General features: G+C 42.9%; 21 protein-coding genes and 1 pseudogene. 17 read left to right on the top strand and 5 right to left on the bottom strand.

Annotation, left to right across the window (positions count from 1 at the left end):
• Window positions 1–78: 78 nt before the first annotated feature.
• The 8 genes from IQQ51_RS08000 to rmf all read left to right on the top strand — a co-directional run bounded on the left by IQQ51_RS08000 (window position 79) and on the right by rmf (window position 13,925).
• A complete protein-coding gene (locus IQQ51_RS08000; RefSeq protein WP_193840776.1) occupies window positions 79–4,920 on the top strand; it encodes an NAD-glutamate dehydrogenase in 4,842 nt (1,613 codons plus the stop codon).
• Window positions 4,921–5,249: 329 nt separating this feature from the next.
• On the top strand, window positions 5,250–6,260 hold the full coding sequence (pyrD, locus tag IQQ51_RS07995; protein WP_017063847.1) for a quinone-dependent dihydroorotate dehydrogenase: 1,011 nt from the start codon (window positions 5,250–5,252) through the stop codon (window positions 6,258–6,260).
• Window positions 6,261–6,465: 205 nt separating this feature from the next.
• Window positions 6,466–7,014, top strand: a complete 549-nt coding sequence (locus IQQ51_RS07990; RefSeq protein ID WP_193840775.1) for a cell division protein ZapC — start codon at window positions 6,466–6,468, stop codon at window positions 7,012–7,014.
• Window positions 7,015–7,522: 508 nt separating this feature from the next.
• Window positions 7,523–9,643, top strand: coding sequence for a bifunctional 23S rRNA (guanine(2069)-N(7))-methyltransferase RlmK/23S rRNA (guanine(2445)-N(2))-methyltransferase RlmL (gene rlmKL, locus IQQ51_RS07985; protein WP_193840774.1), 2,121 nt, complete (start codon window positions 7,523–7,525; stop codon window positions 9,641–9,643).
• A gap of 25 nt (window positions 9,644–9,668) precedes the next feature.
• Window positions 9,669–9,929, top strand: a complete 261-nt coding sequence (locus IQQ51_RS07980) for a glutaredoxin family protein (protein WP_019823251.1) — start codon at window positions 9,669–9,671, stop codon at window positions 9,927–9,929.
• Window positions 9,907–11,823, top strand: coding sequence for an ABC transporter ATP-binding protein (locus tag IQQ51_RS07975; RefSeq protein ID WP_050642974.1), 1,917 nt, complete (start codon window positions 9,907–9,909; stop codon window positions 11,821–11,823). The genes IQQ51_RS07980 and IQQ51_RS07975 overlap by 23 nt, the downstream gene beginning before the upstream one ends.
• Before the next feature lie 9 nt (window positions 11,824–11,832).
• Window positions 11,833–13,590, top strand: coding sequence for a DUF3466 family protein (locus IQQ51_RS07970; protein ID WP_193840773.1), 1,758 nt, complete (start codon window positions 11,833–11,835; stop codon window positions 13,588–13,590).
• 161 nt (window positions 13,591–13,751) lie between these two features.
• The gene (gene rmf, locus IQQ51_RS07965; protein ID WP_017059676.1) at window positions 13,752–13,925 is read left to right on the top strand and encodes a ribosome modulation factor; all 174 of its coding nucleotides are present in this window, start codon (window positions 13,752–13,754) and stop codon (window positions 13,923–13,925) included.
• A gap of 254 nt (window positions 13,926–14,179) precedes the next feature.
• On the opposite strand, the gene fabA is transcribed toward rmf, so the two are convergent.
• Window positions 14,180–14,695, bottom strand: coding sequence for a bifunctional 3-hydroxydecanoyl-ACP dehydratase/trans-2-decenoyl-ACP isomerase (gene fabA, locus IQQ51_RS07960; protein WP_017059675.1), 516 nt, complete (start codon window positions 14,693–14,695; stop codon window positions 14,180–14,182).
• Between the two features lie 70 nt (window positions 14,696–14,765).
• A complete protein-coding gene (locus IQQ51_RS07955) occupies window positions 14,766–16,418 on the bottom strand; it encodes an AAA family ATPase (protein ID WP_193840772.1) in 1,653 nt (550 codons plus the stop codon).
• A gap of 189 nt (window positions 16,419–16,607) precedes the next feature.
• Here IQQ51_RS07955 and matP point away from each other — a divergent pair, with 189 nt between their 5' ends.
• The 4 genes from matP to IQQ51_RS07935 all read left to right on the top strand — a co-directional run bounded on the left by matP (window position 16,608) and on the right by IQQ51_RS07935 (window position 19,177).
• Window positions 16,608–17,063 (top strand): macrodomain Ter protein MatP, encoded by a 456-nt coding sequence (gene matP / locus IQQ51_RS07950; RefSeq protein ID WP_017059673.1) that lies wholly within the window; start codon window positions 16,608–16,610, stop codon window positions 17,061–17,063.
• A gap of 23 nt (window positions 17,064–17,086) precedes the next feature.
• Window positions 17,087–17,395, top strand: a complete 309-nt coding sequence (locus IQQ51_RS07945) for a DUF3634 family protein (RefSeq protein ID WP_048612126.1) — start codon at window positions 17,087–17,089, stop codon at window positions 17,393–17,395.
• Window positions 17,396–17,500: 105 nt separating this feature from the next.
• Window positions 17,501–17,812, top strand: coding sequence for a hypothetical protein (locus tag IQQ51_RS07940; RefSeq protein ID WP_193840771.1), 312 nt, complete (start codon window positions 17,501–17,503; stop codon window positions 17,810–17,812).
• Between the two features lie 144 nt (window positions 17,813–17,956).
• On the top strand, window positions 17,957–19,177 hold the full coding sequence (locus IQQ51_RS07935; protein WP_193840770.1) for a hypothetical protein: 1,221 nt from the start codon (window positions 17,957–17,959) through the stop codon (window positions 19,175–19,177).
• Window positions 19,178–19,271: 94 nt separating this feature from the next.
• Here the strand turns inward: IQQ51_RS07935 and IQQ51_RS07930 are convergent, their stop codons facing one another.
• The 3 genes and pseudogenes from IQQ51_RS07930 to IQQ51_RS07920 form a co-directional block, all read right to left on the bottom strand.
• Window positions 19,272–19,874: a DUF2971 domain-containing protein gene (locus tag IQQ51_RS07930; protein ID WP_193840769.1), complete on the bottom strand. Its 603-nt coding sequence runs from the start codon at window positions 19,872–19,874 to the stop codon at window positions 19,272–19,274.
• A 343-nt stretch (window positions 19,875–20,217) separates the two neighbouring features.
• Window positions 20,218–20,815: pseudogene (locus IQQ51_RS07925) on the bottom strand (porin family protein).
• 746 nt (window positions 20,816–21,561) lie between these two features.
• Window positions 21,562–21,834 (bottom strand): transcriptional regulator, encoded by a 273-nt coding sequence (locus IQQ51_RS07920; protein ID WP_193840768.1) that lies wholly within the window; start codon window positions 21,832–21,834, stop codon window positions 21,562–21,564.
• A gap of 130 nt (window positions 21,835–21,964) precedes the next feature.
• Here IQQ51_RS07920 and IQQ51_RS07915 point away from each other — a divergent pair, with 130 nt between their 5' ends.
• The 5 genes from IQQ51_RS07915 to IQQ51_RS26805 all read left to right on the top strand — a co-directional run.
• Window positions 21,965–22,126, top strand: a complete 162-nt coding sequence (locus IQQ51_RS07915; RefSeq protein ID WP_193840767.1) for a hypothetical protein — start codon at window positions 21,965–21,967, stop codon at window positions 22,124–22,126.
• A 16-nt stretch (window positions 22,127–22,142) separates the two neighbouring features.
• Window positions 22,143–22,739, top strand: a complete 597-nt coding sequence (locus IQQ51_RS07910) for a hypothetical protein (protein WP_193840766.1) — start codon at window positions 22,143–22,145, stop codon at window positions 22,737–22,739.
• A 527-nt stretch (window positions 22,740–23,266) separates the two neighbouring features.
• Window positions 23,267–23,506 carry a hypothetical protein gene (locus IQQ51_RS07905; protein WP_048612119.1) on the top strand — a complete coding sequence of 80 codons (240 nt, stop codon included), beginning with the start codon at window positions 23,267–23,269 and terminating at the stop codon, window positions 23,504–23,506.
• A complete protein-coding gene (locus tag IQQ51_RS07900; RefSeq protein ID WP_193840765.1) occupies window positions 23,496–23,969 on the top strand; it encodes a hypothetical protein in 474 nt (157 codons plus the stop codon). The genes IQQ51_RS07905 and IQQ51_RS07900 overlap by 11 nt, the downstream gene beginning before the upstream one ends.
• Window positions 23,959–24,311: hypothetical protein (locus IQQ51_RS26805; protein ID WP_228012740.1), on the top strand; the 353-nt coding region annotated here is incomplete at its 3' end. The genes IQQ51_RS07900 and IQQ51_RS26805, both read left to right, overlap by 11 nt.

The raw sequence follows: 24,311 nt of genomic DNA, 5'->3' as shown, positions 1-24,311 counted from the left end.
GCTCTACGGCACGTTTCAAACACCAGATTAAGTGATCCCCCTAATAATAAAATATAATTCTAATTGTGGAGTGTGACTATGACCGCACGTGAAACTGTGGTTCCAGTTTTACTTGAAAAAGTTTACAAGCTGATTCAAGACAAACTTGACCTTGCTCATCGACCTCTCGTAACTCAACTTGCTCAACACTTGTTTAGTAACGTTTCTCACGACGATCTGACTCAGAGAAACGAATCCGATTTATATGGTGCTGTAGTTAGCCTATGGCATCACATCAATGAAAAGAAAGCCGACGAAATCTCTGTACGCGTTTTCAACCCGACGGTAAGTCGTCAAGGTTGGCAGTCTACTCACACTATCGTTGAGATAGTCGTTCCAGACAGCCCATTCCTTGTTGATTCTGTAAAAATGGCACTGACTCGCCTAGACCTTTCTTCTCACCTTATGCTTCATAACCCAACACAAATCTCTCGCTCAGATAAGGGCAGTGTTGTCGGTGTTAGTAATAACGAAGGTGCATTCCAATCGCTTTTCCATATAGAAGTTGACCGTCTTAGCAGCAAAGCTGAAATGACAGCGCTTAAAACGGAACTGCTGGATATTTTTACCGACACTAGCTTAGTCGTGAACGATTGGTTGAATATGGTTGAAAAACTTAAAGAAGTGACCAATCAAGTTGAACAGCAAAAAGAGACCATTCCAGTAGACGGCCAGCGCTTTGATGAGACGTTGGCGTTTCTTCGTTGGTTAGGTGAACACAACTTCACATTCATGGGTTATAAGGAATATGACCTAGTTTCAGTTAACGGCGACACTGAGCTGCAACCGACCAAGGAGCAAGGTCTTGGTTTGTTTGCGAATTCAGATCGTGTACGTAACGTTAAGCTATCTGAGTTTTCTGATTCGGCGCGTCTTGAAGCGAAAAAGCCTTATGTGCTTATCGTAACCAAGGGCAACACGGCTTCACGCATTCACCGCCCAGCTTACAACGATTACATTGGTATTAAGAAGTTCGATAAGAACGGTAAGGTCATTGGTGAGCACCGCTTTACTGGTCTTTACACATCTGCCGTTTATAACCAAACCGTAGAAACGATTCCTCTTGTTCGCGAGAAAGTAGAGCGTATCTTGGATGCGAGTGGTTACCGTGAAGGTTCATACTCTTACAAAGCTCTGCACAACATTCTTGAAAACTACCCACGTGATGAACTGCTGCAAGCTCGAGAAGAAGAGCTACTAGAAGTCGGTACGGGCGTCGTACAAATGCAAGATCGTGATCTTCTGCGTTTGTTTGTTCGCAAAGACCCGTTTGGTCGTTTCTTTAGCTGCATGGTTTACGTAACAAAAGATCGTTACAACACAGAGCTTCGTCGCCAAACGCAGCGCATCTTAAAACAGTACTTTGGTTGTGAAGAAGAGGTTGAATTTACAACGTACTTCTCTGAAAGCCCGCTAGCAAGAACGCACTATATTGTTCGTGTTGATAACAACAACATGGATGTGGACGTGAAAACAATTGAGCAAAATTTAATGGAAGTATCGTCTACGTGGGATGACCGTCTGTCTGAGTCAATCATTGCAAACTTCGGTGAAAGCAAAGGTCTTCCATTATCGAAAGAGTACATGCGTGCGTTCCCACGTTCGTACAAAGAAGACATGATGCCAGGTTCAGCTGTTGCTGACATCGAACGTTTAGAAGCGCTAAGTGAAGACAACAAACTGGGTATGCTTTTCTACCGTCCTCAAGAAGAAGCAGCAGATTCAAAAGCCGTTCGTTTGAAGTTGTTCTACCACAGCGATGAGCCAATTCACCTTTCTGATGTGATGCCAATGCTTGAAAACTTTGGCCTACGCGTTATCGGTGAATCTCCATATGAAGTGCGTAAAACCAACGGTGTGACCTATTGGATCCTTGATTTCTCTATGCTGCACAAGAGCGATAAGACCATTGATCTTCGTGAAGCTCGCGATCTTTTCCAACAAGCCTTTGCTGCAATTTGGGCGGGTGAGCTAGATAGCGATGGTTTCAACCGCTTAGTACTTGGCGCTGGTCTTTCTGGTCGTGAAATCTCAATCTTACGTGCTTATGCTCGTTATATGCGTCAAGTGGGTTTCCCATTCAGCCAACAATACATTGAAGACACACTGTCTCATTACCCAGAGTTAGCGAAAGGGTTAGTGAGCCTATTCGGCAAGCGTTTTGACCCGAAACTAAAGGGCAGCGCAAAAGGCCAACAAGATCTTATTAAGAAGATCACTGAACAATTAGATCATGTAGAAAGCTTGGATGATGATCGTATCATTCGTCGCTACATGGAAATGATCACTGCAACGCTTCGTACTAACTACTACCAAGTAGACGAAAACAAGCAGTCTAAACCTTGGTTGGCTCTGAAAATGAGACCGAGCGAGATTCCAGATATCCCAGCGCCAGTTCCAGCGTTTGAGATCTTCGTTTACGCACCAGACATTGAAGGTGTGCATCTACGTGGCGGTAAAGTAGCACGTGGTGGTTTACGTTGGTCAGACCGTCAAGAGGATTTCCGTACTGAGATTCTAGGCCTAGTTAAAGCGCAACAAGTTAAGAACACGGTTATCGTACCGGTTGGCGCTAAAGGTGGTTTCGTTTGTAAGCGTCAACACATGATGTCTGGCCGAGACGAGATCTTTGCTGAAGGTCAACGTTGTTACAAGCGCTTCATCCGTGCATTGCTAGACGTATCAGACAACATCATTGAAGGTGAGGTTATCCCACCTAAGAGCGTTGTTCGTCACGATGAAGATGACCCGTATTTGGTTGTTGCTGCCGATAAAGGCACCGCGACATTCTCAGATCTAGCGAACTCAGTAGCTGAAGAGTACAACTTCTGGCTAGGTGATGCGTTTGCATCAGGTGGCTCTAACGGTTACGACCACAAAGCCATGGGTATCACGGCGAAAGGTGGCTGGGAATCTGTTAAACGTCACTTCCGCGAAATGGGTATCAACTGTCAAAGCACTGACTTCACTGCAATTGGTGTGGGTGATATGGCGGGTGACGTATTTGGTAACGGTATGCTGCTATCTAAGCACATTCGCTTACAAGCTGCGTTTAACCACATGCACATCTTCATTGACCCGAATCCAGAATCAGCATCAAGCTGGGTAGAGCGTGAGCGTCTGTTTAATCTGCCTCGTTCAAGTTGGGAAGATTACAATAAAGACCTGATTTCTCAAGGTGGTGGCATCTTCTCTCGCCGAGCGAAGTCTATCTCTTTGACACCTGAAATTCAGAAAATGCTGGGTACCAAGAAAGCATCAATGGCACCAAACGACTTGATCAAAGCGATCTTGTCTATGAAAGTTGATCTACTTTGGAACGGCGGTATTGGTACTTACGTTAAGTCTTCTAGTGAGACTCATACCGATGTGGGTGACCGTGCAAATGACGTGCTACGTATCGACGGCCGTGATCTGAAAGCTAAGGTTGTTGGTGAAGGCGGTAACTTGGGTATGACTCAACTGGGTCGTATTGAATACGCTCTAACGGGCGGTAGAGTTAATACTGACTTTGTAGATAACGTTGGTGGTGTAGATTGCTCGGATAACGAAGTTAACATTAAGATCTTCTTGAATGGCTTGGTGTCTAATGGTGATCTAACCGTTAAACAACGTAACCAAGTTCTTGAATCTATGGAAGACGAAGTAGGCGAAATCGTACTAGACGACGCTTACTGCCAAGCTGAGTCTATCTCTGTTACTGAGCATCAAGGTGTTGGCTTAGTGAAAGAGCAAATCCGCTTTATCCACACAATGGAAAAAGCAGGGTACTTAGACCGTGGTTTGGAATACATCCCAGATGACGAAACGCTGCTAGAGCGTGAGAAGCAAGGCCAAGCACTAACAAGACCTGAACTATCAGTATTGATCGCTTACGGTAAAATGGTTCTAAAAGAAGATCTTGTGAGTGATGATATTGCGAATGATGAGTTCCATGCTCAACAACTGATGCAATACTTCCCAACAGAGTTACGCCGTAACTACTCTCAGCACATGGATAACCATCCACTTCGTGCAGAGATCATTGCGACTGCGCTTGCTAACCAAATGGTTAACGAGATGGGCTGCAACTTCGTGACTCGCTTGCAAGAAGAGACGGGCGCTAACATTGTTGATATTGCGAATGCTTACGCGGCATCACGTGAAATCTACGGTCTGGGTAAGGTATTGAAGAGCATTCGTGAACTGGACAACATCTCAAGTTCTGAAGCTCAATACGAATTGCTTTACCATGTACGTCGTACACTTCGCCGTCTAGCACGCTGGTTGCTAAGAAACCGTACCGGTAAACAGTCAGTGAATGCATTGATTGAGCTTTACCAAGGTGATGTCGTTGCGATTACTGAGAAGCTTGATGAAAACCTAGTAGCATCAGAAGTAGAAGAACATCAAGCAATGGCTCAACTATGGATTGACCAAGGTGTAAACGCTGAGCTGGCTAATTCAGTGGCTCGTTTGTCTAGCCTGTACTCTGCACTGGATATATCCACAGTGGCTCGTGAAACAGGTAAAACAGTACAACAAGCGTCTAAGCTTTACTTCAATTTAGGCGACCGTTTGTCATTGCACTGGTTCTTGAAGCAAATCAATGGACAAGCTGTAGATAACAACTGGCAAGCACTGGCGCGTGCAGCATTCAGAGAAGATCTGGATTGGCAGCAACGTCAGTTAACTGGCCAAGTACTTAACTGTGGTTGTGCTTCAGACATCGATGTGATTAAAGCGCTTGATGACTGGATGGAAAGTAACTCTGTTTCTCTACATCGTTGGGAAAGCATCCTAAACGAATTCAAAGTGGGTTCTGTTCATGAGTTTGCTAAGTTCTCAGTAGCACTGCGTGAATTGATGCTGTTGAATCTAAACTGCATGTCGAAAGACTAGTCACTAGATAAGACAAAAACTATAAGGGCAGGCCACAAGGTCTGCCTTTTTCGTTTCGGTAAAGTGGGATCAATAGACCTCACGATTTTTGAAGGACCAACTTAGACGGACACGTTGTTTTTTGTTAAGTGAGCTGGTGGCTGTACTAAGGTTGAGATTAGAAATGGCTTAATAACCTGAAGAAACGATAACGTTTGCTTAATAATGAACCTCATTCGTTAGCAAACTCGATTATCTTACCCTTACAGACAGTAATAGATTGAATAGTTGGGTAAATAAGTAAATAATATCGCCCCGTTTACACGGGGCTTTTTTCTATCGGAGGCACAATGCTTTACCGTCTAGCCAGAACTGGCTTTTTCCAACTTGATGCCGAAAAGGCACATGATCTTGCAATTCAAAATTTCAAGCGCTTCACAGGCACACCTATTGATCTTTTGTATCGCCAACAATTACCTCACCGACCTGTAGAGTGCATGGGTCTTACTTTTAAAAACCCAGTTGGCTTAGCTGCCGGCCTAGATAAAAACGGCGAATGTATCGATGCATTTGGTGCAATGGGTTTTGGTTTCGTAGAAGTAGGAACAGTGACTCCACGTCCACAAGCGGGTAACGACAAACCTCGTTTATTCCGTCTTGTTGAAGCTGAAGGTATCATCAACCGCATGGGCTTTAACAACCTAGGCGTCGACAACCTTGTTGAGAATGTTAAGAAGTCGAACTACGATGGCATCTTAGGCATTAACATCGGTAAGAACAAAGACACACCAATTGAAAAGGGCGCTGAAGATTACTTGATCTGTATGGAGAAGGTATATCAATACGCTGGTTACATTGCTGTGAACATCTCTTCACCAAATACTCCAGGACTTCGTTCTCTACAATACGGCGAAGCTCTAGACGATCTATTGTCTGAACTTAAAACCAAACAATCTGAACTGGAAGAGAAGCATGGTAAATATGTGCCTCTTGCTCTTAAGATTGCTCCGGATCTAAGCGACGACGAAATTCGCCAAATTTGTGAATCATTGATCAAAAATAAGATCGATGGTGTGATCGCAACAAACACAACATTGGATCGTTCAATCGTTGAAGGCATGAAACATTGCGATGAAGCGGGTGGCCTAAGTGGACGTCCAGTTCAATCTCGTAGTACTGAGGTAGTTCGTAAACTTCATGAAGAGCTTGGTGACAAACTGCCGATCATTGGAGTAGGTGGTGTTGACTCGTATGTTGCTGCAAAAGAGAAAATGATGGCGGGCGCTAAGCTTGTACAGGTTTACTCTGGTTTCATCTACAAAGGCCCAGGCCTAGTTGGCGACATCGTTAAAAATCTATAAGCGGAAATTGCTTTTATTTTTGAAAAGCGACAATCTGGCATCGTCTTACTAAAAGAGACACTGTAACTCACTGAGTTGTAGAGAAAAGCGATAAGAAAGAGGAATTCATTTCCTCTTTTTTTTTGCCTATTGCTCAGTAAAATTACTGTAATTGAAGGTAATTTTGCGTTTTACCTAATGGAATGGTTCAACAGTGTGAGACGAAATGATGCTTAAACCTAGCGATACATGGAGTTGGTATTACGATGAGCAGCAATGTTCATTAATGATAAACCTCGGAGAGGATATGATTTTCAAAACGAATCTGGTCCGCAATAAGCTGGTGGACTGCGCGTTTAGAGATAATGAATTCACCGTTGATGACGCATCTTCATACCAAACCTTCAAAGAACAAATTTCTGGCTTAGAACTGTCTGAGCCTCGTCAAGCTGAACTCGCGCTTTATTGCGTGGCAGCAAAGCGCTTCCATAAGCCTGTACAGCCTAAGAGTTGGTTCTTCGACTCACAAGGCGCTGGCCACGAATATCCTCAAGAAGGGGATATCGTACAAATGAATAACGAGCATAGCTTAGGGTATTTCATTGTATTAGAAGTGGGAGAGTGTGCGAGCCTATGTGCATTTGTCGACCTAGAAGAGTTTCTGCTTACGCCTTCAAAAGGGTTACGCTTTGGCGACTCAATTAAGGTCATGCACGATAGAATGATAGACGCGAACGCTATTCTTCATCAAACGCATATTGCGATGGTCGGTTAGCCTTCAATCTAGTCCATCATTTCTCAAACACATCGCAGCGCATCAACCTGTCAAATCTTCCCCAAAATCGGCTCATTAGCCGATTTTTTTGTGCCTAAAAAACCTCAACCTGATAAATACATCACTGCTTATCCATTTAAATAGTGAACTTACGACTATTTTTTCACCTTAATTTCTGCCTGTTTTTATCTTCAGAAGTGTAATTTGCCCATCTTTATTCCCTGTTTTTGTCCTTTTGTAGCTAACTTTCACCCTTAAATTTTGTTTGGTATATACCAATTTAGGGGTGAATATAAATTCACATTGTCGCTTTGGCGGGGATTTGCTCATGAATCGTGTTGGTTTGATAAGTCTTATGTTCTAAGGGGGTGTGGGTAAGCGATCGCTTCAACACTGTGCGTTTGCTAGCCAGTTAGAAGAAAGATTCAATGAAAAGACGAGTTTAGTGTGATGCTCTAGTAACAAATTCAGGTATAATCGAGCTCATTTTTATCAATAAAAGAACACTATGAATCAATATCTAGCGGTTACCTCAAATGGCCTTGAGAATTTATTAGTTGAAGAACTAACCCAACTAGGGATTACAAACGCAAAACCTGTTCAAGCAGGTGTTAAATTCAAAGCCACCAATGAGCAAATTTATCGTTGTTGTTTGTGGAGCCGTTTGGCTTCTCGATTTGTACGTGTCCTTTCTGAATTCACTTGTATGGACGACATGGATTTGTACCTATCAACCACTGCGGTTAACTGGGTAAATCAATTCCATAGCTCTAAGCGTTTTGTTGTTGACTTCAATGGTACGAACAACGAAATCCGCAATAGCCAATACGGTGCGATGAAAGTAAAAGATGCCGTTGTTGATTGCTTCGAGAAGAAGTCTCTACCTCGTCCCTCTATCAGCAAAGAGAACCCAGACATTCGCATTCACGTTCGTCTACACCGTGATAAAGCGATTCTTGGTGTTGACATGGTGGGCAGCGGTCTTCACCAACGTGGTTACCGTCCAGAATCAGGTCGTGCACCTCTGCGTGAAACACTTGCTGCAGCTATTCTTCTTCGTAGTGGTTGGGATGCGACTAAGCCTTTCCTAGATCCTATGTGTGGTTCAGGTACGTTAGTGATTGAAGCGGCTATGATGGCTGCAAATATGGCTCCAGGTGTTAAACGCCAGAAGTGGTGTTTTGAATCACTAGAAGATTTCGAACCAGAGCTTTGGGCTGAAGTGAAAGCGGAAGCGAACGTTCAAGGCCGTCGTGGCGTTAAGAAAGTAGAATGTAAGTTCTATGGCTATGACAATGACGAACGCATGATCAAAACAGCGCGTGACAATGCTCGTCGTGCTGGTGTTGAAGAGTTGATTGAATTCGAAGTAGGTGATGCTGCAAAACTTAAGCGTCCTACCGAGTTTACTGGTGGTGTGATTGTTTCTAACCCACCTTATGGTGAGCGTCTTGGTACAGAGCCGGGTCTTATTGCTCTTTACACAGCATTTGGCGCGCAGCTTAAAGCTGAATTTGGCGGTTGTAACGCGTCTATCTTCTCTAGTTCAGATGAACTACTGAGCTGCTTACGTATGCGTGCAGACAAACAGTTCAAATTGAACAACGGTGCGTTACCGTGTTACCAAAAGAACTACTCAATTTCAGATCGTCCGATGTCAGAGCGTCCAACAGGCGAGCAAGAACAGCTGATTGCTCCTGACTTCGCAAACCGTCTTAAAAAGAACATCGGTAAAATTGGCAAGTGGGCTAAGAAAGAGCAATTAGATTGTTACCGTATCTACGATGCGGACTTACCAGAATACAATGTAGCGATTGACGTATACCCAGGTCACCTTGTGATTCAAGAATACGCAGCGCCTAAAGATGTACCGGAAGATAAGGCGAAACGTCGTCTAACCGATATTATCCGTGCTTCTATTCAAGTAACGGGCGTTGAAGCAAACAACGTGGTTCTTAAGGTTCGTCAGAAGCAGAAAGGCCGTTCTCAATACCAGAAGATGGCTCAAGATTCTTCTAACCTAGAAGTGAACGAATACGGTGTTAAGCTGATTGTTAATCTTCATGATTACCTAGATACAGGCTTGTTCTTAGATCATAAGATCACTCGTCGTCGTATTGGTGAGATGGCTGCTGGCAAAGACTTCCTAAACCTGTTTGCTTACACGGGCAGTGCATCTGTTCATGCTGCTGCCGGTGGCGCACGCTCGACAACAACGGTTGATATGTCTAATACCTACCTTGAGTGGGCAAAGCAGAACATGGAGCTTAACGGTCGTGTTGGTCGTCAACATCAGTTTGTTCAAGCTGACTGCTTACAGTGGTTGGCTAAAGAGCAGGGTTCTTACGACCTGATCTTTATTGATCCACCTACGTTCTCAAACTCTAAGCGTATGGATCAATCTTTCGATGTTCAACGTGATCACATTCAGTTGATGGAAAACCTTAAGCGTCTTCTTCGTGAAGAAGGCACGATTGTGTTCTCTAACAACAAACGTCACTTCAAAATGGATCTAGAAGGTCTAGAAGCGTTAGGTCTTAAAGCTCAGAATATCTCAGCTAAGACGCTTCCATTGGACTTTTCTCGCAATAAGCACATTCATAACTGCTGGTTGATTACTCATAAGTAGTTAAGAGATTGTATAAGGATATATAGTGCTGACTCTCTACAGTACAGAAGGGTGCCATCTATGTGAGATGGCATTCCAACTCACGGAACAGTTAAACATTAGCCATCACGTCAACGTCGTCGACATTGCATTTGATGATGAGCTCTTTTCCCGTTACGGGGTCACTATTCCGGTGCTCAAATTTGAAAGCTCTGACCTTTCTCAAAGCTCAGAGCTTAACTGGCCATTTGGCTTGTTAGAACTTAATGATTGGTTAAAGAAGAATGGCATTACTTACAATTCATAACGGGCAATTAGCGTTTGGCGATCACCCGTTATTAGATCGTGCGGACTTTGCACTGCAAGAAAACGAACGTGTGTGTTTAGTAGGGCGCAATGGCGCTGGTAAGTCTACATTGATGAAAATCCTGTCTGGAAACATCATCATGGACGATGGCAAGATGCAAATCACACAAGATGTGGTTGTATCTCGCCTTGAGCAAGATCCACCGCGTAATGAAGAAGGCACCGTTTATGATTACGTTGCTGGTGGCCTAGCGGAAATCGGTGAACAGTTGAAGATCTACCATGATCTTCTGGATCTCATTGGTACTGACCCTAGCGAAAAGAACTTAAATCGCCTTACTCGCGTTCAAGAGCAACTTGATCATGCGAATGCATGGCGTTTCGAAGATCGCGTAAGTAACGTAATGGCTGCGCTTAAACTCACGGCTGAAACAAAACTGACCGATTTGTCTGGTGGTTGGCAACGTAAAGCGGCACTTGCTCGTGCGCTTGTATGTGACCCAGACGTACTTCTACTCGATGAACCGACTAACCACTTGGATGTTGCGACTATTGAATGGTTAGAAGGCTTCCTGAAAGACTTCCGCGGTTCAATCATCTTTATCTCGCATGACCGTGCTTTCATCAAATCGATGGCAACACGCATTGTTGATCTTGATCGTGGTAAGTTGAGCTCGTTCCCTGGCGATTACGAAAACTACCTATTAGATAAAGAAGAAGCGTTACGTGTCGAAGAGATGCAAAACGCTGAATTCGATAAGAAGCTTGCTCAAGAAGAAGTGTGGATTCGTCAGGGCATTAAAGCTCGTAGAACTCGTAACGAAGGCCGCGTACGTGCGCTTAAGAAGCTACGTGAAGAACGTTTGAATCGTCGTGAAGTGCAGGGCAAAGCGATTATCCAAATCGACGATGGTCAGCGTTCAGGCAAGATTGTATTTGAAGCTGAGAATCTTAACTTTGGCTTTGAAGGCAAAGAAATTGTTAAGGACTTCAGCTTCAATATCATGCGTGGTGATCGTATCGCTCTAATTGGCCCGAATGGCTGTGGTAAGAGTACGGTACTCAAGCTGCTTCTTGATCAGCTTAAGCCTGATTCAGGTCGTCTACATTGTGGTACTAAGCTTGAAGTCGCTTACTTTGACCAATATCGTGAAATTCTAGATCCTGAGAAGTCTGTAATCGATAACTTAGCGGATGGTAAGCAAGAAGTGACAGTAGGCGGCCGTGAGCGTCATGCACTTAGCTACTTACAAGATTTCTTATTCTCTCCAAAACGTGCTCGTACTCCTGTTAAAGCGCTGTCTGGTGGTGAAAAAAACCGTCTGTTATTAGCTCGCATCTTCCTTAAGTCGAATAACTTATTGATTCTCGATGAGCCAACCAACGATCTAGATATCGAAACTTTGGAACTTTTAGAAGATTTGCTTGCCAACTATCAGGGTACGCTTCTTTTAGTGAGTCACGATCGTCAGTTTGTTGATAACACGGTTATGACAAGTTGGATCTTCGAAGGTAACGGTGTGATTGAAGAATTTGTTGGTGGCTATCACGACGCTCAGCAACAAAGAAAGCAAGCATTAGAGTACCGACAGGTTGAAAAGCCATCAAAGCCTGAGAAAGTAGTTGAGGAAACTCCCAAAACTGCGCCAGTTAAGGCTAAACCTAAGAAGTTATCGTATAAGCTACAACGAGAACTAGAAGCGCTACCAATGCGTTTAGAAGAATTGGAAACTCAAATTGAAACTCTTCAGGAAGAAGTCAACGATCCAAGCTTCTTTTCAAAATCTGTAGAGCAGACACAACCAGTATTAGATAAGCTATCTGCAGTAGAGCAGGAGCTTGAAGTTGCTTTTGAGCGCTGGGAAGAGCTCGAGGCACTACAACAGGAAAGTTAAGAAGTAATAATGACTTGTACTAAATTTAAATTAACAACAGTTGCAGCATTAGTTTTTGCTGCAACTAATGCAAACGCAGCCTTGTACACAGTTGTTGAGGTTGATGTACCAACTTCAATAGTTCTCGGTGATGTCCAAAACTCTTTTGGTGTTGCTATACAACCGGGTTCTGCGAATGATGGAACGAGTGATTTATTGTTAGGTTGCTTTGACTCAACCGCCGCAAACTGTTCGAATTCTCCTAACGAAGATCCTGCAAACAATCAATTTTTGATGGCTGTAGAGGTTAGAATTTCTGAAAATAATAAGAAGGTTTTTGAAGAGGGTTTAAGTTATCGCGAAGAAGTTCCTTTTGCGATGGATGCAGCGTTTCAATATATTCAGGAATTTGAAGATTTTGAGAACTATTGTTACAGAGAATTAAGGTACTCTACTTGTGAGAGTTGGGCGGTTAAACGCTGGAATACTTGGAGTAGTGAAATAAATGATTTTGCTCAGGTTAATGCTCAAGCCTTCGTAGAAGGCGGTACATCATCCATAAGTCCGTTTAACGTAGTTGTTAACGCGCTTGATGGGGCTGGAGCTCCTCTAGGTGTCGAGTCTAATGGTCATGACATACGACATGCCGCTATCACAACGGTCCCACTAAACTCTGCTTCTGAATCACGGGCTTGGGGAGTAGCGAAGCTTAGCGATGGCACCGTTGTCAACTTCGGTAGTATATCTACAGATCAGGCCCCTACAGATACCTCTAATATAACCTTTAGTAGTAAAGCTGCAATCTGGTCTTCTGAATCTACACATGAATTTACATGGGCTCAAGGGGATGTTCCCAAGACTGGTGACTTTTTCGCTCAAGGCAGCATGCGTGGCTTAGCTGAAAAAGATGGACGTTTATATGGGGTTGGCTTTGATACATCAGATGGAAGCGGTGACCTTCAAGATATGAATGCTAGTATATTTATTAGTGAAGGTCTCGATTTGGTGAACGACTCTTGGGAGACTAAAGTTGTTAATGGGGCTCAAGTTAGCTCTAATTCTTCTGATGAGTACAAATACAGTAACTCTGTAGCGACCGATATTAACGATAACTTGTTTGCTGTTGGCTATGCCAAGCGTAACGGTTATGTGCCAGAGAACGGCAGTGCTGGCAATAAGATTTTTGTAATCGAGGATGCCTCGAATCCTCAAGCTAGATTTGACTTGAACAGTTCTATATTCTTTGGTGGTTCAAGTGGTGAAGCGAAAGCGGTTAACAATTTCAATGAGATTGTTGGTCAAATTGATGCTGAGACGATTCGAGAAGTAGATGGTAGTGAGCGTAGACACCGTGGCTTTATTTATCCGTATGCTGTAGAAGCTCCAAATAATGTAAGAGTTGATAAAGTCTTTGGTGGGCAAGCTTGGTGGTTAGATGATCTGACAAACGACGAGAATGTGTCTGGAGATAACAACAAGTTCCGAATTATTGATGCCACTGACATCAACGATGCTGGTGTTATCTCAGCAACCGCGATTAAATGTACCGTTGGTGGCACGACTCAACCATACGATACTACGTCTCACAACTCATACTGTGGTGGCGCTGCGTCTAATGCGGTAGAAGAGGTTGTAGCCGTTAAACTGGTTCCAATTGCCGGTGCTACTCAAGATGATATTCGAACTCGTAGCACTGACACCGAAAAAGTTGAGCGCCAAGGTGGTAGCCTAGGTTGGTTGACTTTGACTGTGCTTGGTCTGTTAGGGTTCCGCAGAAAATTTAAATAATTTTATCTCTTGAGCCAGAGTTCACAATTCTGAACTCTGGCTTTTTTTCGCCTTGAGAAAAGTGAAAATTTGGTCGATTCTTAAAGTTGGAGTCACAAAAACTCCGCAAAGTTGTAATCATTGTATGTTAGTAAATGGAACACCCGTATGAGGACTGCACTATGAAGAGACAAAAGCGTGATCGACTAGAACGAGCACAATCCCAAGGTTACAAGGCTGGTTTAAATGGACGGTCGCAAGAAGCTTGCCCATATAGCCAAATGGATTCTCGGTCTTATTGGTTAGGTGGATGGCGTGACGCCAAAGATGACAAGCAATCAGGTCTCTATAAGTAGAATAGGGCACAAAGAATTAAAGGTCAGGGCTCCATTGTCTGTTGATTACAACGGCTGGAGCCTTGTTAGTTTCAGAAGAGTGCTAATCCCCAGAGCTATAAAGTTATTATAATCTCGCTATTATAAGAACGTCTTGCTGGTGGATTTAACCTATTTCACGCTTAGGTCTGAATACTTTGGTGCACTATAACTAAGTTTATTGAAATGAAAATAAAGCAGCTATGGGCTGCTTTATTAAAAATCTAACTAATAGATTAGAATGCTGATGTATCTTGGAAAAGGCCAACTTTCAGATCTTTAGCAACATAGATCTCTTTACCATCAACAAGTACGCGACCATCCGCAAGGCCCATCACTAGTCGACGGTTAACAACACGCTTCATGTGGATCTCGTAAGTTACTTTTTTCGCAGTAGGTAGAATTTGACCAGTGAATTTCACTTCGCCAACACCTAGAGCACGACCTTTACCTTCGCCGCCAACCCAACCAAGGTAGAAGCCAACTAGTTGCCACATTGCGTCAAGGCCTAGACAACCAGGCATTACTGGGTCACCCGGGAAGTGGCAATCGAAGAACCATAGGTCAGGAGTAATATCCAGCTCAGCAAGAACTAAACCTTTACCGTAATCACCTTCAGTTTCAGACATCTTAGTGATGCGATCCATCATTAGCATGTTCGGTGCTGGTAGTTGAGGGCCTTGTGGCCATAGTTCGCCTTGGCTTGATGCTAGAAGCTCTTCGCGAGTGTAAGAATCACGTTTGTTTTGCATTATCAATTACTCCGATTTTTGATAGGTGCATATTAGTGAACAGGTGTACGCTAAACAAGTCCGATCAGTACTAGACAAACCAGTTTTTAATGCGTCCAACGATTCCAATAGGGTGCTCATGTCTTTCAAAGTTTTCAATACGTTCCGCGATTTTACTCAGAACGCTTTCTTGTTCATCATCTCTAAATGGTTTGTTCATAATGAGTGGAATTGCTTCGTCTACATTAGACACAGACCAAATATGGAATTCTTCATTCTTAATGCTTTCAATAAGGTCAGGCTTTAGTGCGAGGTGTCTTAAATTCGACCTTGGAAGGATCACACCTTGTTCGCCTGTTAAGCCATTGTGCTTGCACACATGGTAGAAGCCTTCGATTTTCTCGTTTAGCCCGCCAACCGCTTGTACACGACCAAATTGGTCTACTGCACCAGTAACCGCTATTTGTTGATTGATAGGGTATTCAGACAAAGCACTCACCAGAGAGCAAAGTTCCGCTAGAGAAGCACTATCGCCATCGACTTCGCAGTACGATTGCTCAAACACAACAGAAGCGGCGTATGGCAACGGATCTTCAAGGTTTAGTGCGCTGCTCACAAATGCTTGCATGATCATCATACCTTTAGCATGAAGATTACCACCCAGTTCAGCTTTACGCTCAACGTCGGCAATGTCACCATCACCAAAGTGAATAACGCAGGAAATTCGTGCAGGTTCACCATAAGAGATCGGGTGTCCGGGAACATCGATAACCGTCAGGCCATTAACTTGACCAACTTGTTCGCCCTCGGTTTCGATAATGACTTGGCCATCTCTTATGTCATCAAGAGCTCGTTCTGGTAGATACGATTCACGGTTGTATTTGTGCTGTTGAGCTTGTTGGATATGGTGAATATCAATCTCACCATTGTCGGCTTCAATCAGAGCTTCGTTCAATAATGCATTGTGCCAAATAGGACATAATGGAATATAGCTTTGATCTTCCGTTTCTCTTGCTCCGGCAGTAAGAATGCCCGTCAACGCTTGTTGCGTGATGGTTGGCAATTCATAGCGTTGTTGAAGCCACTTAAGGTGACCAAGATATTGAGTCAAAGTCTCTTCAGAGACCTTGATATCTTGTTCAATTTCGCTAAATAGGCAAAATCCGGTTTGAATATCGCTGTCCAGGTAATCAAGGTCACCTAGTTGAGCTCTGTCTCCAACAACAATCAACTTAATGTTGTAAGTCAAAGGCAAAGTCGGGGATTGGTTCAAGTGTTCTGGGTTGCTGCTGATTGGTTCTACGGCTTCACCAAGCAGTGCTGATTTAAGCAGTAACCAGCTTCCAGGGTTTGCCAAGATCAAGTTTGCTGAAACGATCAGATAGCCGTTGTTTGCTCTAGCCAGTAGGCCGGGCTTTGTCGCTACAACCTTACCGTCTTTTGACTGAACTTGGTCAAACAGAGAGACAGCATTTAAAGACTCAGTTTTTATAACCGGTAGAGTGTGATCATCTAAAGCAGTGATTAGAGATTCAACAATCATTTGACGATAGATCGAGTTGTCTGGAGCGTTTACAAGTAAAACACGCGAAAGGTTAGACAAACGGACAAAGCGGGTTAGCGCATCTTTGAATCTATGTTGAATATCTGAAAACGGGAAAGGCGAGATGTCAGGGAATTGCTCTAATTGAGCGCTATATTCGTCGTACTGAGGCGTAACATGTCGCCAATCTACTTGAGTCATTTAAGTTTCTGATTATGATAATGAGGTAGGGAGTATATAGAAAAACCGATCTCGCTTGTAGCTCTATGTTGTAGTTACTAATCACTAAGCTAATATAAGTATGATCTTGGTCTATTCTTTCAAGACAATAATTGTTAAATAGCCTATTTTGGGTTACGCTGTCACTAGGATTAACTCTCGAGATTAGACATGAAATATCAGCAACTTGAAAACTTGGAATGTGGTTGGAAATGGAACTATCTGGTCAAAAAATGGAAAGAAGGCGAGTCGATCACCTGCCACATTGATTCAAGTGAAGCTGACGTTGCTGTTAAAGCCTTATTGAAGCTCGAACACCAACCTACAGGTGTCCTTGAGTGGATATCTAATAACATGTCTCCTGAGCTCGATAACAAGCTTAAACAAGCGATCAGAGCTAAGAGAAAACGCCACTTCAATGCTGAACAAGTTCATACTAAGAAGAAATCAATCGACCTTGATTACCGTGTATGGGAAAAGCTATCTCAACGCGCGAACGAGCTAGGCTGCACGCTCTCAGATGCCATCGAGTATTTGGTTAGCGAAGCGTCCCGTAGTGAACAGGCGAGCAAAACAGTAACCAGTCTCAAAGAAGACTTAAGCAAGCTTCTTTCTGACGATAAATAATCATCAACAGTAGTGGTGACATTATGATGTACGTGATCTTAATCGGTGCGGCGTTGGTCTTTTGGTTAGTTGCTGTTGATCGACCGGTATTAAAAATCAAATTTAGCGATGGGGCGATCGAACAAGTTAAAGGTCATCTTCCACCGAGCTTTAAGCACAACCTTCAAGAAATTGGTCACAACAACGCCTTTAAAGGTGAGTTAAAAGTGTATGCGAAACGCTCTGGCTACAATCTCAAGTTCACTAAAGATGTGCCTAAAAACGTACAACAACGTATTCGTAACGTGTTCCCGCATAATGGGTTTAAGTCTAAAGGCTCAAAGAAAGCGTAATCGTTTAGAGTTACGCGTGAGCTGGTCAATCCTCATACTAAGTTAATCCTTCATATTCTTTAAATCTCCGCATACTGTTCTCATGTTCACCAAAGAGACAGCAGTATGAGATATCTAGTATTCCTATTATGTTTTTTATCCCTAGTTGTTTTTGCCGACGATGCATTGGTTAATCCTGTCGCCAAAAAGATCAAAGTCACCGTCATGAAAGGGCTCAACAAGAGTCATGTTGATTTCGAGGGTTATTGCGATCTGATGATTGAGATGAAGCACTCTAAAGGTTACGCAAGAATCAAAAAGGTGAACACGTCTGGTGATAGCAACGTTTGCAAGCAGGCGAAAAAGTACTTGCCAAAAAAGACAAAGTTCAAATACAGCTTTCCAGAAAAGTATATCCGGCTACATATCACGTATTAGCCGCCTTCAGCGCACTATAACTAAATAATCTAGATTTCATTGAAACAATTTCGTGAACCAATCTCTAATTTCCATTAGTATTAGTTTTGTTATCAAGGCAGGATATGCCGACACAAGAGTATTTACGGCAAAGGAAAGTCACGGTTGTTGTTAGAAAATAAAAGTTATACCCCTGAAGTAGTTGAGATCTCTAGGAAGGTCTCAAGCAATGTTGAAGCTCGCTTTAATCGATGGTTAATCTCACCTGAATATAAGCTCGCGCAATCTACAGTAGACATGTTATTAAGTTTAGAAAAAAGGTATTGTGATAGCGTTATATTTGATGAATCTGATCGCATATCTCATAATCAACGTATTCTACTGCGCTGTGAACAAGATAGAGTTAATGCTCATCGTGAAAAAGTCAACGCGAAGCAACAAACCTTAAGATATGTTATCGATGATGTTAGTAATGCAGCCTCGGCTCTAATGCTTGAGAAGCTTCAAGGCACACTAATAAGTTCACTATTCTCAGACTTACCCGATTACAATCAGTTCGCTAGTGTTGCGTATTCACCATCCTTAAATTTTTCTAAGTTGCATAAGGTTTTAGAAAAGAATCGATTATTGAGTTCAAATTTAATCGAATTTGTTTCCAATCCCGAGTTTAACGAGAAATACGGCAGAAAGTCCAAAGTGATTCTCGACCCTAAGGTTGCAGCACAACAGATTGGTATCGAAAACTGCCGTTTATTGTTTCCTTTGCTAATGAGCCAGAAGCTGATTAAGTGGAATGATGCAAATATTAAACACATTACACCTAAGGTTTGGCAACATTTAGTCGCGACGTCCAATGCAACTCGAATTCGACTTCTAGAAACGTCGGTTAAAGACCCTAACGTAGGAATTTTACTTGGCGTGTTGAGAGTTCTGCCTTTGTTTTTAATTTGTAATCACTTTTCTTCAACGTTTGAAGACGCATTGGTAAAAACGATGCTTGGTTATCGTGAAGCAAGTGACAAGCATGACGAATATTATGCTTGTACTGAAGTGATGCCAAACACACAGTTTCTCGAAGCAATGTTCGAGCAACTAGAGCTTAAGCTACTAAAAAATCTCGTTGAATTTATCGATTGGAGCCCTGGGAACCAGTTCATCAAGAGGGCACTTCTAGAGGAAGTGAATGACATTCCAGTACTTGAGCGAACGGTTTGTGGTGCAGCTTTGGCTCAAGGTAGAAAATACTCTGTTTTCGAGGCGTTAGATAATAGTGAACTATTTAACGTTAAGCACCGACCTTACTGGTTTTCAACTGTTCAAATGTCTATTGCGACGACAGAGCAGATGCAAGATAAAGTGGTGGGAAAGCTTACGGTGAACATGTAATAAAAAGAGAGTCGCATTAATGTGGCTCTCTTTTTTGTTGCGCTGTAACTTTATATAAGTGCCTGACTTGTAAATATAATCTTGCTTATTTCTCTTAACAGACCACTTCGAAGGTAAACGACTCTTGCTTTGCTATTGCGTGTTTAACAGGGATACCAAGGCGCTGGCAAGTCATCAGAACTTTTAACTTCCTATCGGCAGGAGCGTGCTCTGAGAGAATCACCGAGCTTAGGCATTCTCTATTAAGGTAGAGTTTATTTCCGATCATCTCGTCATCAGGTAATACCCAACGGTATTCCTTTTCATAGCGCCAATTAGAATGCTTAATTTTGAATATCTCAGCTCCCAGTCTTGCTGTTTGTAAACCACTTAGCGATGCCGGGTGGAACATACTAGTTTCGTCTTCATACTGGACTTCAAAACAGTTGAGGTTGGCCTCGCCATTATAGCAGTTGAGATCATACTCGATACACATGCCTTTAAAGTTGTCACCATACTGCGACCATAGTATTGGGTGGTCGCTCGACTGAGAGAAACACATGATCTTAAAGTTTTCTTGAAGCTCTTTGTTGAATACGTGGTTAGATTCAAAAGGGTTATTAAAAGTTTTAGCGTAATCAAACCACAACGAACACTCGGAAATAGATTGTATGTTTCTGTCGTGGAGCGATCTGAACTTATAAAGTTTAGGCAACATATCAAACACCTAGTTTACAAAATTGCTTGATGTTAACACTTTAATTTAATTTAATTTAATTTTAAAGATTGAATGCATAGCATTTGATTGCTTAATCACCGAATTTGTTCATATAACTGTTTGACAGATCAAAATTTAAACACGAAATAGTAGCCTGTTAAAGTGGTTTATTTTATATTAAGGCTAAGTTTTCAAGTTGTAACTTTTAACAAAAGATACAACGTAACTTTATTTATGGTTGAATTGTCTTGTCAAAGTAGAGGTCGAGTAGGGAAATAGGTGATCGAAATTAAAGCCGAGCTTTAAAAGGACGGCTTGTATTGAGCCTACGAGTGAATCAAGTTTAGAAGTGGTACCTTGCACCTAGGTAAGCGGTTTGAAGTGACACATCGATGGATTCAATTTCAACGTTTGCAAAGCGGTAACCAATATGAATGTCGATATTGTCTGTCACTATCGCACCAAGCTCAGCACCAACTTGGTAGGCCGCTTCAGACTTAGAACCTGATACTCCAAAAGCTTTCGCTTCCATATCCATAGAGCCAACACCGGCTAATAGAGATACATACAGATCTAAGACGTCACCTTTAACAATAAACTTTGGTTTAATGTTTACGAAGAAAGCTTGGCCTTCAATATCCATTAAGTCGTTATAGTTAACTTTTCCGACTTTTCGGTACTCTGCCTCTAGTCCCAGTTTGACGACGTCATGTGTATTGAATTCGTAGCCTCCAATCAAGTTATAGCTAAAGTCTGATAGTTCAGATGTGAATCTTCAATGGCGCTGCCACGATATTCTAATTCAGTTTCATTAAAAAGCCGATATCAACACCAGCATAAAAATGACCATGCTCTCTAGGTGAGTTTTCGTTTTCACTAGCAAGCGCCTGCGAGCTGATGCCAAAAAAAGCGGTGAATAGCGATAGGGCGATTGTACTGATTTTAAAGAGTTGTTGGTAATAGAAGTGTCATTATCGCAGTTATGAGACAAGGTAATACAGTCCAGACAGAGGTTAATAAAATTTATGTTGCACTGTAACTTACTATTAGCCAAGTCGTTTAGAGAAGTTCGTTTTGGATGGCAACGCAGTTTGGTAACAATGAGCGTTGGGCATCAGAAAATTCAAAGTTAGTGGTTTGAAAAACGAGTACGGATGTTACTGATGACGTTGATAGTTGACTCAATTTGGTGAAGAACAAGCCAACATAGATAAACAAGACTAGATGATTCGGGAGTTCGCTTGGTCTTTTGGGACCGTTAAATCTAGCGAACAAGAGTAACCAAGTCTTTTCAGTCTATTGGTAGTACGGACAATAGACCGAGAGTTAGTGGAAGCGTTAATCATCTAGGTTCTTTCGGGAAACAAAATCAGCGTAATAGTTTTTAATACTCAACCAGCAGAGACTCTGAACTAACTTTGGAGAGGCATCCGTAATTAGAAGTCTTAATTAAGTGTGAGCAGACATGTGATAAAGCCATCACGATTTAATTCAATTAACGCGGAGTCAAAGCCATAAAGTAAATAGATAAATAGATAAATAGATAAATAGATAGATAGATAGATAGATAGATAGATTTATGCGTCGCTTTACGTAAAATCCGCGAGTAATAGGTTCTGAAACGCCTCAGATTTCAATTCTCGTCAGTACGTATTATGTATATGGGGGTAAAGTTTTGGCGGCCCATTTAGTCGGGCCCGTTTTCCTCTAACACTCTAATAACTCTTTCATTTTTCTGCTTGTTAGGCAGAAGGCCAAACACCACATTCTGATCTGTTTCCCCGAGCATATCACCGATCATGAAAGCGACGTCCCAATCCATGCCAGAGATGCCTCTTCGCCAGTTGTAGAGCCGTTTGTCACTTACTTTGATTTTTTTAGCCAATTGATACTCTGAAGGTAGGTCATACTTGGCTTTTACTCTATCTAAAAGTGCATTTGTATAGTTAATAGTGTGCATATGAATTCCCGTCCTTTGAACCGATTAAAAGATAGAACCCTCCGAATTACCATCCCTGACAGGCATTTCCAGTAGGTAAAAATTCGGATAGGGTGAACTTGATCGGGGTAGATATACGCTAGAAGGACGTATGAAAAATCATGAACCAGACGTGGATGAAACACTAAATGCTGCAGAGCAAGCCGTCAAAAATGGCAAGCTGAGATCGAGTGTCAGATTGTTGATTGTCTCACTTAGACAGATCTTAGAACGCCAAAAATTGGCGGTCAAAAATCGTAGCAAGGGAGCTTAATAGGCTTTGATTTGTTATGAACCAACTTTGCCCAAAGAAAACCTCTCAACGTAAACGAAGTGCCCGTCCTCTAGCGGCGCTGAATCGTGGCCGTTGGATAAAACTGCTCGATAACCCATCTCAATACGATTATTTGTTGTCTCCATCTGGCAAGTCCACACAACGCCAATATCTAACTGATGTCGCGCGCGTCATGGATTACCTTGTCAGCGAACTGGAGTTTCGAACCAGTAAAGTCGGTGTGGTGACCGCGAATGGTTTCTTATTGCGTACTTGGGCGAATGTCGCGAGAGGAACCGGATTACCTGAATGGCGAGTTAAACAGTGCGCGAAGTATGCCAAAGACCGTGGGTGGATCACATCGAAACAACCACGCGAAAACATTAATGGAGATTGGTACGGACTGGCGTCGATAAAGCGTATAACAGACAAGTATTTCCGCGATATTGGTTTGAACTTGGCGTACTTGAACGCAAAACAAGCCGCGACCAAGAACCTAAAGAAATTATCGGCCTCAACCGGCGTTCACCTTCGTTATTTACTCACACCCATCACTTTATTGCGTAAGTTTGCCCGTCGTGCGACTCAAACTAACGCAGTTACTTTCCCTTAAAGTACATAGGCCAAACTGCGCCTCGATCCGTCTAAACCCTCATATTTGACCTATTTTAGCCAATATTGTCCTCAAAATGACCGAGTTTGAATCAGTGGGACTCGAGTTGTGGATAAGCGCGTCAGTAAGTCATGTATGGCCGTCATAACTGCTCCATGACGTTATCCCACAAGATCCCAACGCATAGTCTAAAGACTAGTGATCTATCTAAAGATAGATGTAAGGGAGAGTTACTGTTACCCCGTGAAACACGGGGATAACTTTGATAATGATGGCGCTCTACGTGCTCGCAAGCGAGCTGGAGCTTAACGGCGCGAGACATTGAGTAGCATGGCGATAAACACGGTAAACGTTGAACAACCACCAGCTTTGAGTCGCTGCGCGACGGCTTAGCAGGAAAAGAAGGCGGGATTGAACTTGGATTTTGATAACCAAAACCTATTAGGTTTTGTAATTTGATTGCTATAATCTATTGGTTAACGTCGAGAGACAGGGACAACCAACGTCGTGAGACAGAGGAAAAAACAATGAATCACCACCAACAGACTTACCATCAATTGGTTAGGGAACTGGAGAGCGTGCAACAGACGCTCACTCAGTCGGTACCGGACTGGGACAGTATCCCAGCTTTGAAAAAGCCCATAGCCGCTATCCAAGCGGCGCAAGAAGCCAGTCATCATATCGCCACGTCGACCCAATTACTCAAAGCACTCATGGAGAACTTCCACCTTAGATTGTGTGAGTTGGAGGCGAACCATGGCCAGTAAGAATCCAATCAAAGGCTACATTGCGTGCCCAACACACGGGTGCGGTGAAGTGTGCACGATACATGCCGTTGGCGAGCACAAAATCCTCGAAGGAGGCGACCCGCCTAAAAACAAGCGCCGGCTCGGCCAGCTTTATACGATATGCCCACGTTGCAAAACCAATCAAAGTGCAGGTAAACCGTTTCAAGACTGGTTAACAAACCACATGGTTTCCAGTCCAGAGAAAGTCACTACTGGTTATACATCCAGTATTGGTGATAAATCTAACCCAACGCCATCATCGAAAACCAACGAAACCAAGTCGGATAAGGCTTCTTGCGAGATTGAACCGTCAGAAAGCGTAACCACCGAAACCACAAACCTTCGGTTAGGTTGGTCATTATTGGCATTAATTGGAACGTGCTGCCTCTTGTGGATCGCGTTATCAACCAACAAAACATCAGGAGTCAGTCATGAGCACTGATACGTCAACCACCCATGATGACAACGTCTTGGATGAACGTGATCAACAAGCCTTAGAGGCGGTGAATGCGTTGAGACAAGAACGAGAGCAAACGGAACAATCAGGTGATTCTCAAGAGCCCGAATCAATATCTGAAGGGATCAGCTTCGGTGAAGAAGACGCGCGCATGATGTTGTCGTATGGCTTGGGTGTGGTGGAAATGACCGTCGCCAGTGTTTTCGATGTGCCATTTGAAATTGAAACCCAAGCCGGTAATCAGTGGTTAGACGCCGCTTCGCCAATGCTCCAAAAATACGGCCCCGTAGGATTGAAATGGTTCGGGCAATATCAGGGTGAATTCAT

The sequence above is a fragment of the Vibrio sp. OPT18 genome, from assembly GCF_015163615.1.
Lineage (GTDB): Bacteria > Pseudomonadota > Gammaproteobacteria > Enterobacterales > Vibrionaceae > Vibrio > Vibrio coralliirubri.
Note: the sequence above shows the minus strand (reverse complement) of the source record. Positions and strands in the feature narration are given on the sequence as shown.